Origin of the sequence: Bradyrhizobium sp. 40 (assembly GCF_023100925.1) — a bacterium.
Taxonomy (GTDB): Bacteria; Pseudomonadota; Alphaproteobacteria; order Rhizobiales; family Xanthobacteraceae; genus Bradyrhizobium.
This window is the reverse complement of sequence record NZ_CP064688.1, coordinates 3,582,343-3,597,384: the sequence shown is the minus strand read 5'-3', so window position 1 is coordinate 3,597,384 and position 15,042 is coordinate 3,582,343. Positions and strand designations below refer to the sequence as shown.

Annotated in this window: 11 protein-coding genes; 2 read left to right on the top strand and 9 right to left on the bottom strand. The window is 64.9% G+C overall.

Features of this window, described 5'->3' with window-relative positions; translation table 11 throughout:
* Positions 1–5: 5 nt before the first annotated feature.
* Positions 6–2,336 (bottom strand): ATP-binding protein, encoded by a 2,331-nt coding sequence (locus tag IVB40_RS17460; RefSeq protein WP_247819415.1) that lies wholly within the window; start codon positions 2,334–2,336, stop codon positions 6–8.
* A gap of 132 nt (positions 2,337–2,468) precedes the next feature.
* Between IVB40_RS17460 and xth the strand changes: the two genes are divergently transcribed.
* A complete protein-coding gene (gene xth / locus IVB40_RS17455; RefSeq protein ID WP_247289705.1) occupies positions 2,469–3,266 on the top strand; it encodes an exodeoxyribonuclease III in 798 nt (265 codons plus the stop codon).
* Positions 3,267–3,282: 16 nt separating this feature from the next.
* On the opposite strand, the gene IVB40_RS17450 is transcribed toward xth, so the two are convergent.
* From IVB40_RS17450 to IVB40_RS17425, 6 genes are all read right to left on the bottom strand, one after another.
* A complete protein-coding gene (locus tag IVB40_RS17450) occupies positions 3,283–4,107 on the bottom strand; it encodes a tetratricopeptide repeat protein (protein ID WP_247819414.1) in 825 nt (274 codons plus the stop codon).
* On the bottom strand, positions 4,094–5,818 hold the full coding sequence (gene ilvD, locus IVB40_RS17445; protein WP_247289703.1) for a dihydroxy-acid dehydratase: 1,725 nt from the start codon (positions 5,816–5,818) through the stop codon (positions 4,094–4,096). The genes IVB40_RS17450 and ilvD overlap by 14 nt, the downstream gene beginning before the upstream one ends.
* A gap of 1,438 nt (positions 5,819–7,256) precedes the next feature.
* Positions 7,257–7,514: a hypothetical protein gene (locus IVB40_RS17440; RefSeq protein WP_007590640.1), complete on the bottom strand. Its 258-nt coding sequence runs from the start codon at positions 7,512–7,514 to the stop codon at positions 7,257–7,259.
* A 113-nt stretch (positions 7,515–7,627) separates the two neighbouring features.
* Positions 7,628–7,840: a hypothetical protein gene (locus IVB40_RS17435; RefSeq protein ID WP_027567097.1), complete on the bottom strand. Its 213-nt coding sequence runs from the start codon at positions 7,838–7,840 to the stop codon at positions 7,628–7,630.
* A 150-nt stretch (positions 7,841–7,990) separates the two neighbouring features.
* On the bottom strand, positions 7,991–8,293 hold the full coding sequence (locus IVB40_RS17430) for a hypothetical protein (protein WP_247356404.1): 303 nt from the start codon (positions 8,291–8,293) through the stop codon (positions 7,991–7,993).
* Positions 8,272–10,008, bottom strand: coding sequence for an adenylate/guanylate cyclase domain-containing protein (locus tag IVB40_RS17425; RefSeq protein ID WP_247356381.1), 1,737 nt, complete (start codon positions 10,006–10,008; stop codon positions 8,272–8,274). Before IVB40_RS17425 ends, IVB40_RS17430 begins: the two co-directional genes overlap by 22 nt.
* 325 nt (positions 10,009–10,333) lie before the next feature.
* Here IVB40_RS17425 and IVB40_RS17420 point away from each other — a divergent pair, with 325 nt between their 5' ends.
* On the top strand, positions 10,334–12,523 hold the full coding sequence (locus tag IVB40_RS17420) for a lytic transglycosylase domain-containing protein (protein WP_247819413.1): 2,190 nt from the start codon (positions 10,334–10,336) through the stop codon (positions 12,521–12,523).
* 164 nt (positions 12,524–12,687) lie between these two features.
* On the opposite strand, the gene IVB40_RS17415 is transcribed toward IVB40_RS17420, so the two are convergent.
* Together IVB40_RS17415 and IVB40_RS17410 are read right to left on the bottom strand one after the other, a co-directional pair.
* Complete coding sequence (locus IVB40_RS17415; protein WP_027567100.1) at positions 12,688–13,656, bottom strand: tripartite tricarboxylate transporter substrate binding protein BugD; 969 nt, start codon at positions 13,654–13,656, stop codon at positions 12,688–12,690.
* An 86-nt stretch (positions 13,657–13,742) separates the two neighbouring features.
* On the bottom strand, positions 13,743–14,984 hold the full coding sequence (locus IVB40_RS17410) for a threonine synthase (protein WP_027567101.1): 1,242 nt from the start codon (positions 14,982–14,984) through the stop codon (positions 13,743–13,745).
* Positions 14,985–15,042: the final 58 nt, after the last annotated feature.

Sequence of the window (15,042 nt, the reverse complement as noted above, 5' to 3'; positions counted from 1 at the left end):
GCCGGCTAAGCGCCGGTGAGCTGCCTTTCCTCGTCCGTCCAGTCCGCCTCGACCGGCATCTGCTCGGGCTGAAGCGGTACGTCCTCCGACACCCATTGGCCGTCCAGCGCACGCAGCAGCGCCGTGACCAGCGCAGGCTTGCGCAGCGGTTTGGCGAGGAAGTCGGACATCCCCGCCTCGCGGCAGACCTTGACGTCCTCGGGGAAGGCGTTGGCGGTCAGCGCGATGATCGGCAAGGCCGCGAAGCGTCCGCCTAGCGCACGGATCGCCCGGGTCGCGGCAAGGCCGTCCATCTCGGGCATGCGCACGTCCATCAGCACGATATCGTAATCGCCTTCGGACACGGCCGCGACGGCCTCGACACCGTCGGCCACGACGCGCAACTCGACATCGAAGGCACCGAGCATCTTGCTCACGACCATGCGGTTGACGGCGTCGTCCTCGGCGACCAGCACCTTCAGCGGTCGATCGAAGCCCGCGATGCGCGCCTTGAGATCGTCGGCTTCCTCGCGGCCTGCGTCGTGATCGGACGTTTGCACCTGGCTCCACGGCAGCACCAACGTGAAGCGGAAGGTCGAGCCTTCGTCCGGCGTCGAGGTGACGCCGATGGTGCCGCCCATCTGCTCGATGATGCGTCGGGAGATTGCAAGCCCAAGCCCGGTGCCGCCGAAGCGGCGGCTGATCGAGGCGTCAGCCTGGGCGAAGTCGGAGAAGAGCTGGCCGAGCTTCTCGGGGGCGATGCCGATGCCGCTGTCGGTCACGCTCCATTCGACGGTGGTGAGCAGATCGCGGCGGGCCTGACAGACGGCCGTGATCGTGACTTCGCCCTCGTCGGTGAACTTCACCGCGTTGGAAGCGAGATTGAGCAGCACCTGGCGGATACGCGCGACATCGCCGCGCAGCGTCGGCGGCAGGTTGGGATCGAGCTCGACCTTGACCGCGAGCCCCTTGCTCTTGGCGCTCGCGCGCACGACGGTCGCCACCGCTTCGACCAGCGCCTGCGGCGCGAAGTCGATCACCTCGAACGCGAAGCGTCCGGCCTCGAGCTTGGAGAGGTCCAGGATGTCGTTGAGGATGCGCTGGAGGTTGTCGCCGGACTCGCGGATCGTGGTGACGGCTTCGTGCTGCTCCGGATCGAGTTTTGTCTCCAGCAGCATGCTGGCAAGCCCCAGCACGCCGTTCATCGGCGTGCGGATCTCGTGGCTCATCACTGCGAGGAAATCCGATTTGGCGCGGCTCTCGGCCTCAGCCTTTTCCGCGCGCCAGCGCTCGGTCACGTCACGGCCGAAGCCGCGATAGCCGAGGAATTGACCGTCGCGGTCGTAGGCCGGCTTCGCAGTGAGCGACCACAGCCGCGCCTCGCCGCCTGCGACCACCTTGAGGTTCATCTCGTGCAGCGGTTCGGCGTGCTCCATCAGGCCGACGACGTTGTAGGCCGCGCTCTTGTCTTCGGGGCACAGCATGTCGAGCACGTCGGCGAAATGCGCGCCCTTCAGCAGCGGCAGCGGCAGCTGTGCGACGGCGGCGAAGCGCTCGGGCACGTCGACCAGATGCCCCTCGGCGTCGGTCTGCCACAGCCAGTCGCTGGCATTCTCCTGAAAATCCTTCAGCAGCAGCGAGATGATCTCGGTCTGCCGCTCAAGCTCGAGCTGGGCCTTGAGATTGCCGAGGAACAGATTGCCTTGCGAGACGATGTTGCGCGCCATGAAGAACGCGAACAGCAGCAGGAACACCGCGGTTACGAGATACGGCCCGGTGCCGCACAACAGCAGCGCCGCGACGCAGGCGATCGTCGTCGTCGCGAGATAGACAAGGCCCGCGCGCGGGAAGGTCGAGAGCGTGAAGGCACCGCCGGACATCATACCGACCATCAGGCAGGCGAGAATGAGCTGGCTGGTCGGCTCGATGCGGCTGAAAAGCGCGACCGGCAGCGTGCCCCAGATTGCGGCGAGGAAAAACGCCTGCCGCAACATCTGCCGCGCGGCGCGGGGCGAGGCTTCCTGTGGCGGGCTCTGGTGGGAGCGCCGCCACGCGCGCACCGCGAGCGAGGCGGCGGTGGCGAGGGTCATGCCCCAGATCGCGAGAAAGTCGTTCCAGCCCCTGCCCCAGAACAGGACCAGCACGACCGCGACGTTGAGCATGGTGACGGCCATCGTCACCGGGATCAGCCGTATCACCGCGTCGATCTGCTTGGCGCGGATGCGGCTCAGTTCGCGCTCGCTGAGACCGGCGGTCAGGCCGTCCTCGATCTCGTAGCCGCCGAGCCAGTACAGGAACGCGCCGATCAAGCCGTCGCGGGGCTCGGTTCGCATCATGGATTTGTCCGGCCGTCCCATCGAAAAACCTTTTCACGATCAATGGCCCAGGCCCGACTTAAGCCGGGTTAATTTTGTGGGAGATTTCGCAGCATCCTTGACGGGCGCGTTTGCATTTTGTTCTAACCATGGCCCCTGCCCGGAGCCGCCAAGATGCCCATCAGAATAGCCACCTGGAACGTGAACTCGGTCCGGCAGCGGATCGATCTCCTCCTGACCTGGCTGAAGGAGTGCCAGCCGGACATCGTCTGCCTCCAGGAGATCAAATGCGTCGACGAGGCGTTCCCGCGGCTGGAGATCGAGGCGCTCGGCTACAACGTGGTCACCCACGGGCAGAAGACGTTTAACGGTGTCGCCCTGCTCTCGAAGCTCCGGTTCGACGAGACCAAGTCGGGGCTGGCCGGCGACGACGAGGACGCCCATGCCCGCTTCCTCGAAGGCGTGGTGACGCTCAAGTCCGGCGTGCTGCGCATCGCCTGCCTCTATCTGCCCAATGGCAACCCCGTCGGGACCGAGAAATATCCCTACAAGCTCAAATGGATGTCGCGGCTTCTTGAGTATTCGAAGGAGCGCCTCAAGACCGAGGAGCCGCTGATCCTCGCAGGCGACTTCAACGTTATCCCGCATGCCCGGGACGTCCATAATCCCGCCGCCTGGACCGAGGACGCCCTGTTCAAGCCCGAGACGCGGGAGAGTTTTCAGTCCCTGCTCGGCCTCGGCCTGACCGATGCGCTTCGGGCCGTCACCGACGAACCCGGGCTCTACACGTTCTGGGATTACCAGGCCGGTGCCTGGCAGAAGAACCATGGCCTGCGGATCGACCATCTGCTGCTGTCGCCACAGGCCAGCGACCGGCTCGCCAATGTCGGCATCGACAGCTATGTGCGCAGCTGGGAGAAGCCGTCGGACCACGTGCCGGTGTGGGCGGATCTCGATCTCGAGGCGGCGTGAGGCCGCCTCCAACCACTTACTCCCGGCGGCCCTGCACCCATTGCTCCAGCATCTGCAGGCACATGGCGCGATCGTCGTCGGAGGCCTTTGCGAAGGCGCGGTTGTAGTTTTCCTTGATCCAGGTCTCGTCGCTGCCTGCGCTGTCGCGCGCCAGCGTCAGCCACATCAGGCCGCGCGCAGCCTGCCGCGGCAGGCGGTCGCCGTTGAACAGCATCTGGCCGAGCAGCGCCTGGGCCTCGTGCTGGCCCTTCTGCGCGGCGAGCCCAAGCCAGCGCGCGCCGTAGCGAAAATCCTCGCGCGAAGCGTCCGGCGTCTTCAGGTACAGGCGGGCGAGATCGTATTGCGCATCCGCATTGCCGAAATAGGACGCGGCATAGGAGAACATCTCCCGCGCCCGCTCCTGGTCCGGCTTGACCTTCGAATTCGGGATGCCGCTGAGATAATAGCGGCCGAGCGCCACAAAGGCGTTGGCGACGATCTGCGCCTGCGGCGCCGACGGGCTATCCTCGGCATGCGCGTTGGCGATGCGGGTGAAATACTCGAACGCACGCATATCGTCCTGGGCGACGCCGTCGCCATTGGCATACATGCGGCCGAGCTTCCACTGCGCGATGGGGTGGCCACCCTCCGCGGCATATTGCAAGGCGCTGAGCGACGTTTCTTGGGTCACGACCGCTGGCGGCACATTACGCACCTTGCCTGCTGCACCCGGCAAGCTCGTGACCACCGGGATGGTCGCATCCTTCGGGCTGACGGGGGCGCCGTCAAAGGCGAGCGCCGGCGCGGCCAGCGCAGTAGCCCCCAACACAAACGCAACGATGGTACGCCTAGATGTCCGCATAGCACTGTTTCTCGTGCGCGCCGCCCGGGTGGGTCACTGCCCCACCGACCGCTGGTCCAACCTGCTGAGCATATTTCCAGAGCGCGCCCGTCGTGTGGTTAGTCGCGCGAGCGGTCCATTTGGTCTTGCGTTGGGCAAGCTCCTGGTCGCTCAATTTTACGTTAAGGGTACCGGCGACCGCGTCGATCTCGATGATATCGCCGTCCTCGAGCAGCCCAATCGGGCCGCCGATGGCGGCTTCCGGCCCGACGTGGCCGATGCAGAAGCCGCGGGTGGCGCCGGAGAAGCGGCCGTCCGTGATGAGCGCGATCTTGCCACCCATGCCCTGGCCGGTCAGCGCCGCGGTGGTCTGGAGCATTTCCCGCATCCCGGGACCGCCCTTGGGCCCCTCGTAGCGGATCACGATGACTTCGCCTTCGCGGTAGGTGCGCTTCTGCACGGCCTCGAAAGCATCCTCCTCACGGTCGAAGCACCTGGCCGGACCGGTGAACCTGAGGTTGGACATTCCCGCGACTTTCACGATCGCACCTTCTGGCGCCAGATTGCCCTTCAGACCGACCACACCGCCGGTGACGGTGATGGGCTTGTCTGCCGGGTGCACCACGTCCTGGTGCGGATTCCACTTCACGCTTTTGAGGTTTTCGGCGATCGTTCGACCGGTGACGGTCATGCAGTCACCGTGGAGAAATCCGTTGTCGAGCAGCGTCTTCATCAGAAGCGGTATGCCACCTACTTCAAACATGTCTTTGGCGACATAACGGCCGCCCGGCTTCAAATCCGCGACGTACGGTGTCTTTTTGAAGATTTCGGCGACGTCGAACAGATCGAACTTGATGCCGCACTCGTGCGCGATTGCCGGCAGGTGCAGTGCAGCATTGGTCGAGCCACCGGACGCGGCGACCACGGCGGCGGCATTCTCCAGCGCCTTGAGAGTGACGATGTCGCGCGGCCGGATGTTTTGGGCGATCAGCTCCATGACCTGCTCGCCCGCGGTCATGCAGAAGGCGTCGCGAATTTCATAGGGAGCCGGAGCACCGGCCGAGTACGGCAGCGCCAGGCCGATCGCCTCGGAGACCGTCGCCATCGTGTTGGCTGTGAACTGGGCGCCGCAGGCACCCGCCGAAGGGCACGCCACGCGCTCGATCTCGTCGAGGTCCTCGTCCGACATCGCACCGACCGAGTGCTTGCCGACGGCTTCGAACATGTCCTGCACGGTGACCTGCTGGCCCCGGAAATTGCCGGGCAGGATCGAGCCGCCATAGATGAAGATCGAGGGCACGTTGAGGCGGACCATCGCCATCATCATGCCCGGCAGCGACTTGTCGCAGCCGGCCAGGCCAACGAGGGCGTCATAGGCGTGGCCGCGGATCGTCAGCTCGACGGAATCGGCGATGCATTCGCGCGACGGCAGCGAGGAGCGCATGCCGTCATGGCCCATGGCGATGCCGTCGGTCACGGTGATGGTGCAGAATTCCCGCGGCGTGCCGCCGGCGGATGCGACACCCTTCTTCACCGCCTGCGCCTGGCGCATCAGGGAGATGTTGCATGGCGCAGCCTCGTTCCAGCACGAGGCGACGCCGACGAAGGGCTGGTGAATCTGATCGGTGGTCAGACCCATGGCGTAGAGGTAGGACCGATGGGGCGCGCGCGCAGGGCCTTCCGTCACGTGACGGCTCGGCAGCCTCTGCTTGATGTTGCTCTTCGCGTCCATCGCCAACCAGTTTCCCCGGCCAACCCTTTCAGACCCGAAAAATCAGAGCCAAGATTTTAATCGACCTTTTGAATCGACCTTGGGGATTTCCCGTCGCCTTCCAGGACCACCGCTGCCGCTAAAACATTCGAGTGATTTTATTCATGTTCAGGTGTGGCCAAAAAGCGGCGTCGATGCGAACGGACAGCGATGATGGTTAAATCGGTGGCGGGTGTTGCATGGACGGCACAATCGTGGCCTGGAGGACACGGGCGAGCGTACCAAGATACCCCCGCTGGGAGGACGATCCACAACTTGAGATTTAGCGGCTCGCAGCTATGCCCAGTTTCGGCCCGACGCCAAGGCGCAGCCAGGATGAGTTCGCACTCTCACATTCCCACCGCGTGCCCGAGACACGCTGCAAAGGCGCTGCGCAGCGTCCGGGGTATGTGGAGGAGAGTGAGGCCCACACTCCCTCCACATCGTCATTGCGAGCGCAGCGACTTGTCCGCGAAGCTTTAGCGAAGGCGGAAGCAATCCAGAATCCCTTCGCGGCGGCAGACTGGATTGCTTCGCTGCGCTCGCAATGACGGAGCATGAGGCGGCAGCGGCACTCTTCCAACTCGCATTCAGATTGCAGACACGCCTTCGCATCCTCGCGGCGCGTTTCGCCCGAGCTTTGCTTCGTCACTCCACCCTCAAATCCAAGAGGGCGCAGGGAAGGCCGGGTGCCGGCTGGCACTCGCGGTCCGCTGCGCGAAGATGTAGCGCAAAGAACCGCACAGCAGGATACAGGTGTAGCCAATCACTCGGCCTTCCCTGCGCGATGGTTGGACGGCTTATGCCGTGCTCTTCCGGGAGCCGAGTTCCTTTTGGCCTCCCTCGCCTTCGCGAAAGTCACCGGCGCCGCGCCGGTTGACGCAGATGCCGCATCCGCAAGAGCTTGACCGTAGCAACTACGGCCAGGACCACACGGTTTTTCCGTACGCAACGGCCCGCCATTTCGTCACCCGTTTCGACGACGTTGTGCACGTTGCCGCCGACCTGATGACGAGACGAAGCCTAGCAGCGCCGCTCGTCGGAACGAAGCCTTGGGCTCACGGAGAGCAATCCGCCCTGCCCTTGGCCTCTCGTACCCTAACGCTGCAGCGTCCACCGCAAGCCCGGCTCGCGAACATGACGACCACAAGATCGCCCCTCAAGAATGAGCCGGGATGGGCGATACATACGCCAAAACCGATTTTCGGTAAAGCAGAATATTTTAGACGCCCCGGCTTGACACGGACGTGTCGAGAATTGGTCAGATGTTTTGCCCGACGGACAACCGAGACAGCTTCGTGGCGCCTGGCCGTTCGGCTTTGTCGAGACGGTCTGGACGGCGGTCGCCTTGCGGCGCTGGGTCCGTCATCGCCATGACTAGACCTCAGCGCCTCACCTTCTTGTTCCTTAAACGGGCGGGCTACGCTCGCCCTCTTGCGCGCTGGGCCTGAGCCCAGGCCGCGGTGACGTCGCGCGGCGGGACGTCGACGCGCCGGATCGGCGTCAACTCGCCGGAGGCTGAGATGATCGCAGTCTCCTCGCGGCGGCAGCGCGGGCACACGAAGCGGACCTCATTTGGCGAAGCCGACCAGCTCGAACGTTTCACATTGGCCGCCATCGGCCAGGCCGCGCAATGCGAGCATGACACCAGGAACCGACCGGGATCGAGCATACCCATTCCAAAGGACTCCGCGTCCTGCCATCCCTTCAATGATTAACCCATGTGAATCGTTCCGGTGCCAAAACACCGTCAAGACACCCTCGCGGCCCCAAACCAGGAGGCTGATCGGCTCAGTGGGCGCCCTTGAGCGTGCATGACGTGCTGCAGGTGACCGTGTTGCCGTGGTCGCACGCCTTGCAGGCGGCAACGCACTGGGCCATGTCGCGGGGATTGAAGGAGGTGTAGTTCCGCATCGCGCAGACCGGGGTCGAGCCGGTGATGTCCTGCTCCTGGTTGCAGGCGGCCGTCATGAGTCCAAACATGATGACTGCAAGGAGGCGCATGGGATCGCCCTGTGAGGCACGACAAAACAATCTCGCGAGGCGCGCTGCACCGCAGCGAGCCCCCGGCATTTCCACAGCGGAAATTCGCCGCAGGCGTCCCCGCATCTGCACTGAGGATGCGCGCCAAGTGTTAAGAACGGATTGCTGGCGTCAGGCCGCAGCCTTGCTTGCGATTGCCTGACGCATGTCCACAGCCAGCTGGCGGTACTGCTCCGAAAGCTTCAGATAAAACTCGCGCTTGGTGCTGTCGGTGGCGAGCCGGGCAATCAGCTCGCATTCGGCGGTGAGCGTCTCGAAGCGTTCGAGCCTGTTCTCAAGTTCTGTCATCGGCGTGTCCCCGTCAAACGCCTCAAGGACACCAAACCTAAGCCCGGGAAATAGGTCACGGCGAACATCGTTATCGAGTAGAATCAATTTTTCCGCGCGGCCGGCTATTTCTGCTCCAACCGCCATGCGCCGTCCCAGCCTTCGTCCGGCGGATTGGCCTCGAACCGCGTGATACGGGTAAGCATTGCCCGCGACGGGCCGTCGCCGGGAACGGCTTCCAGTGCCGCGTTGAAGGCGGTACGGGCCTCGTCGAAGCGGCGGGCGCGATAGGCGGCGAGGCCACCGGCGTAGTGCGAACGCAGGCTCTCATGCGCGGCAGTGAGCGCGCCTCCCCGGCCCATCACCTCGAAAATAGTTTGCGGCACGCTCTGGCCGGCGACCGCAAGACGATCGACTTCGCGCAATTCGAGGTGCGAGCCGATCGCATCCGCCGTCGCCTGCGAGATCAGAATACGGGTACCATAGGTCTTGTTGACGGCTTCGAGCCGCGAGGCAAGGTTCACGGCGTCGCCCATCACCGTGAAGCTCATCATCAGCTCGGAGCCGATGCTGCCGGTCAGGACCTCGCCGGTGGCGATGCCGATCCGCAAGTCGCACGGCACCGGCATGGCGCGGATGCCGAGGAGATCCGGGAGCTGCTTCTGGAGCGCGGGCACCTGGTCGGCCATGTCGAGCGCGGCGAAGCAGGCAAGCTGAGCCTGCTCCTCCTCCTCGATGAAGGGCGGCCCCCAATAGGACATGATGGCATCGCCGATATATTTGTCGATGATGCCGCGGTTGCTCCTGATCGGACCGGACATGACGGTGAAATAGTGGTTCATCACCCTTACGAGACCGCGCGGGGTCATGCCCTCGCTCATCGAGGTGAAGCCGCTCATATCGCAGAACATGATGGTCATCACCCGGCGCTGGCCGTCGATGGCGACCTCCGGCCGGTCTATCAAGCCCTGAACCACCTTGGGATCGATATAGCGGCCGAAAGTCTCGCGGATGCGCTCGTTCTGGCGCAACTGCTCGACCATGCGGTTGAAGGCGGCAGCGAGCTCTCCGATCTCGTCCTGGGTCGAGACGGTGATGGTCTTGTCGAAATGGCCTGCCTCGACCTCGCGGGTGCCTGCCAGCAGCAGCCGGACCGGTCGCGTGATCCCGGTGGAGACCATGATTGCAAAGGCAAGTCCGACGATCGCCGCGAGGATGGTCACGATGCCCGAGACGATGATCGCCTGGCGCTGATGGCGGATGACCTGCGCGGTGCTCACGAACACCTGCGAGAGCATCTCGGCCCGGATCGCATCGATCCGCTGGGTGAAGAGATCGCGGAGCGCGTCCACATGGACGAGCACGTCGCGCGTGGCCGCAAAGTCCTTGGCATCGAGCAGCCGGAGCAGCTTGGCGTCCTCCTCGTCGAGTTCGCGGCGAAGCTCCTTGACTGCATTCTCGATGCGCGTCTCGATCCGGGCGAGTGCCGCGTTGTCTGACGGTGTGCTCTCATCGTCGATGATCGCGTTGATCAGCTTTCGCGCGGCTTCGGCCTCCTGCTCGACCTGGGCGTCCGTTTCCCTGAAGATCTTCAGCCGCGCCGCAAAGCCCTCCTCGTCCGGCGGCGTTTGCATTTTGGCGATCACCATGCGCCGCATCGCCAGCGCCCGCTCCAGCGAACGCACATTGGACCGCGCCAGGTGGCCGTAAGCCGGAATATACCGCGCGGTCAGCTCATCCAGGAGATGGCCGACGCGGCTCGACATCACCATCGACAGGATCGCGGTGACGACCATCAGGATGATGAGGCCGAGCGCAATCCCGACGATCTTGCGCCGGATCGACTGGTTGAAAATCGGCATGGGCGCGGGACAATGGGCTGAAGGGAAAAGGCCTTGGAACCCAATACATCGGATTTGCCGCCGGGAATACGCGCAATTTGGCCGCTTGTGGCGTCCTGAACCGCCGCAATCGTCGCGCGAGCCCTGTTCGTTAATGAAAAGTTAAGAGACCCGCTCGACCCGGCGTTGTACAGGTTCCCTGGCTCCATCCGTATTTCGCCGCATTGTTGGAACAGCTTGAGGATGCGAAACGACGTCGTGTCACCATTTTTGACGCCGTTTTGATTCTCGAGCCGCATCTCGTCGCGGACTTTGGTTTGTACTGGTTTCGCAGGGGGACCACGGAATGAACCAGTGCCTACGCTCGCTCGCGTGTGTCGTTGCCGTGGCCGCTCTGGCCTTCATCCCTACCGAGCTGGCAGCGAAGAGCGGTCACAAATCGTCCGCGCCGAAGAAGACGCATGAGGCGAAAGCCGGCAAGCAGCGCCACGCCTCCGCCGGCAAGGCGCGGCACGGCAAGCATGCCGAGGCCAAGCGCAAGTCGAAGAAGCAGGACGACGCCCCTTCAGACAAGCCGGCAGCCCCGCCGCTGACCGGCGATCTCGCCGCGTTGAAGGATGCCATCGATCTCGCACGGAAGGGCAAGACCGAGGACGCGGGCGCGGCGCGCGACCGCATTGCCGACCCGGCGGGGCAGAAGCTCGCCGACTGGTTCATGCTGCGCCATTCCGAAAGCACGGCGAATTTCAAGCGCTACGCCGCCTTCCTCGCCGCCAATCCGGACTGGCCGAGCAGCGCGCTGCTCCGCCGCCGTGCCGAGGCGCGGCTGTGGCAGGAGAAGGCCGACGCGGCGACCGTGCACAAATTCACGATGGACCGGCCGACCAGCGCCAATGGCAAGTTCGCGCTCGCCCGCGTGCTGATGACCGAGGGCGACAGCGACAGGGCCGCGCGTCTGGTGCGCAATGCCTGGCGCACGGACGAATTGTCCGAACGCAGCGAGGAAGATTCCTACGAAGCGTTTCGCGATCTCCTGACCAGTGAGGATCATCGTGCCCGCATGGACAAGCGCCTCGGCGCCAAGGACTATGCGGGGGCGCGGCGCGCAGCCAAGCGGCTCGGCGAGGATGCGCTCGCGATCGTCAAGGCCTGCGCCGCCGTCACCGGCAAGGCCAGCAAGGCCAAGGATTATCTCGAGGACGTCTCGACCGAGGCGCGCCGTGACCTCGGCTATGTGCTGTGCCGCGCGCAATGGCATCTCCAGAATGACCGCATCGACGACGCGGCCGAGGTGATCCTGGCCGCCGCGCCCGATACGATGGCGGCGCAAGACACCGACGCCTGGTGGCGCGAGCGCCGCCTGCTCGCGCGAAAGCTGCTCGACCAGGGCAAGTTCAAAACCGCCTATGACGTGGTGCGCTCGGCGGCCGTGCCCGCGATGGAGGTCTATCGCGTCGACTATCACTTCATGTGCGGCTGGATCGCGCTGCGCTATCTCGACGATCCCAAGGCGGCGATGACGCACTTCGCCGCGATCGACGAAGGCTCGGCCAACCCGATCGCGCTGTCGCGCGCGCATTATTGGCGCGGCCGCGCGGCCGAGGCGATGAACGCAACCGCCGATGCGCGCCTGAGCTATCAGGCAGCGGCGCGCTATCCGACCGCCTATTACGGCCAGCTCGCCCGCGCCAGGCTCGGACTCGACCGCATCGAGCTGCGCGCGCCCTCGCTTGTGCTGGCAGCAGTCGACGCGCCGCCCGCGGACGAGCGCGTACGCGCCGCCGACATGCTCTACGGCGTCGGTGAGCGCGACATGGTGTTTTACTACGCCGAGGATTTCGCCAAGGAGAGCACCGACGTGGCGGCACTCGAAGCGCTCGGCGAGCTCGCCGGCCGGCGCAACGATGCGCGCGTGATGCTGGAGGTCGGCAGGTCGGCGCTGGCGCGCGGGCTCGCGCTCGATCACTACGCCTTCCCGACCATCGGCATCCCTGAACATAAGCAGGTCGCGCCTGCGATCGAACCCAGCGTGATCTATTCGGTGGCACGCACCGAAAGCTCGTTCGACCAGCGCGACAAATCGGCCGCCAACGCAGTCGGGCTGATGCAGGTGACGCCGGAAGCGGGCCGCGACACCGCAAAGCGCTTCGGCCTGACCTACGACTGGGATAAGATGGTCTCCGATCCCGTCTACAACACGCAGATGGGCGCGGCCGAGCTCAGCGCGCTGATGTCGGAATACCGCGGCAACCAGATCATGACCTTCGCCGGCTACAATGCCGGCCGGGGCCGCGTGCGCGAATGGGTGCAGGCGCGCGGCGACCCCAGGGATCCCAAGGTCGATCCGGTCGACTGGGTCGAGCGCATCCCGCTGTCGGAGACGCGCAACTACGTCCAGCGCGTGATCGAAAACGTGCTGGTCTACCGGGCCCGGTTCGAGGGCAGCGGCATGATCGCCGGCAAGAGCGATCAGCGCGTGGTGACGAAGGATGCGGCGGCCGTAGCGACGCCGGTGGGGTTTACGGGGACGGAGTGATATCCGCCAACACCGGCTCTATCCCCTCATCCTGAGGAGCCTGCGAAGCAGGCGTCTCGAAGGATGAAGGGCCCAGCTGCGCCCGCGGCTATCCTTCGAGACGGCCGCTTTGCGGCCTCCTCAGGATGAGGTCGGAGGGTGTGGCGCACAAGCGCCGCGCCGCCTCAATCCACCTTGATGTTCGCCGCCTTGATCATCGGCCACCACTTCGCGATCTCCGCCTTCTGGCGCGAGCCAAGCGCTTCGGGCGTGAGCTGATCCTGCGGCGTCATCTCCAGCCCCTGGCTTTCGAGCTGCTTCTTCACGCCGGGATCGTTAAGCGCTTCCACAGCTGCGGCGTTGAGCTTGGCAACGATCTGCTTCGGCGTACCCTTGGGCACCCACATCCCGGACCACAGCGTCATGTTGAAACCCTTCAGGCCCGCCTCCTCCGCCGTCGGGATGTCGGGCGCCGAGGACAGGCGCTTGTCGTCGGTGATGGCGTAGGCGCGAATGGTGCCGGCGCGGACCTGGTTGATGGAGTTCGAGGTCTGGTCGACGATGACGTCGATCTGGCCGGCGATCAGATCGTTCAGGGCGGGCGCGGTGCCGCGATACGGCACGTATTGCAGCTTGATGCCGGAGACGCTCTCGAAATAGACCCCGGCGATGTGGCTGCCCGAGCCCGCGCCCGCGGTGCCGGCGGTCGGCGGCGACGGCCGCGACTTCAGCCAGTCCAGCAGCTCCTTCAGCGAGGTCGCGGGCACCGCGTTCTTGCTGACGACGATCATCGGATTGCTCGGCAGCAGCACCACCGGCTCGAGGTCCGCGACCAGATCGTAATTGAGCTTGTAGACGGCGCCGTTGGCAACGTGGGTGCCGAGATGGCCGAACGAGATCGTGTAGCCGTCGGGGGCCGAATGCACGGCACGGCCGACGCCGATCGAGCCGCCCGCGCCAGTGACGTTCTCGATCACCAGCGGCTGCCCAAGCGATGTCCGCATCCGCTCGGCGAGCACACGCGCCATCGCATCAGACGGCCCGCCCGCCGCGAAGGGGACGATGATGGTGATGGGACGTGAAGGATAGTCGTCGGCGCGCGCGGCGCCTGCAACAGCGAGAATAGCAATCAGCGCAGCCCAGGCGGCCTTCATTGTCTTCTCCCAACGATGTCATTGTTGTTTTTGTCTCTTCCCGCGTACGGGAAGAGGGATCGCTCGTGAAGGGACGAAATGCCGCGCTAGAACTGCGAATAGTCGATCGGCTTGTGGCGATCGAGCGTGCGGTTGACCGGCGGCAGCGGGTATTTCAGGCCGGTGGCGCAATTGAACAGCATCACGCGGTCACCCTTCGAGACGCGTCCGTCGGCGAGGCTGTCCTTGTAGGCGGCGTAGGTCGCAGCGCCTTCGGGGCACAGCAGCAGCCCCTCCTCGCGCGCGACCTCGTTCAGCGCCGACGAGATCTTGTCGTCGTCGACGGCGATGGCAAAACCCTTGCTCTCGCGCACCGCGCGCAGGATCAGGAAGTCGCCGATCGCCTGCGGCACGCGAATGCCCGACGCGATGGTGTGGGCGTCCTCCCAGCGCGTGGCATGCTCGGTGCCGGCCTCATAGGCGCGCACCATCGGCGCGCAGCCGGAGGCCTGCACCGCAACCATGCGCGGGCGCTTCGAGCCAATGAAGCCGATCTTCTCCAGCTCGTCGAAGGCCTTCCACATCCCGATCAGGCCGGTGCCGCCGCCGGTGGGATAGAAGATCACGTCGGGCACGTCCCAGCCGAGCTGCTCGGCCAGTTCGAGCCCCATCGTCTTCTTGCCTTCGATCCGGTACGGCTCCTTCAAGGTCGAGGTGTCGAACCAGCCGACTTTCGCCTTGCCCTCGCCGACGATCTTGCCGCAATCGTCGATATAGCCGTTGACGCGGTAGACGGTCGCGCCCTGAAGCTCGATCTCGCTGACGTTCACCTCGGGCGTATCGGCCGGACAGAAGATCGTGGTCTTGATGCCGCAGGAGGTGGCATAGGCCGCGAGCGCCGCGCCGGCATTGCCGTTGGTGGGCATCGCCATGTGCTTGATGCCGAGCGCCTTGCCCATCGACACCGCCATGACGAGGCCGCGCGCCTTGAACGAGCCGGTCGGCAAGCGCCCCTCGTCCTTGACGATGATCTCGCCGCCGCCGAGCTTTGCGCCGAGCTTGGGCAGCCGGATCAGCGGCGTCGTGACTTCGCCGAGCGAGACGATGTCCTTGCATTTTCGCACCGGCAAGAGCTCGCGATAGCGCCACATGTCGGCGGGGCGCTGGCTAAGCGCATCCTTGGTCAGCGCTTTCTTCACGCCGGCAAGGTCGTAGCGCACCAGCAAAGGCTTGCCGGCCTTGGAGAGGTTATGGACCTGGTCGGCGGCGTAATGGTCACCCTCCATCGCGCATTCGAGATGGGTGACGAAGGTCGGGCGTTCGATGGTGAGGTTGTCGTTGTCGTGCATGGGGTGGTTTCCTTCTTGTTTTGCAAACAGATCCCTCCGCTCGTCGTTGCGAGCGCAG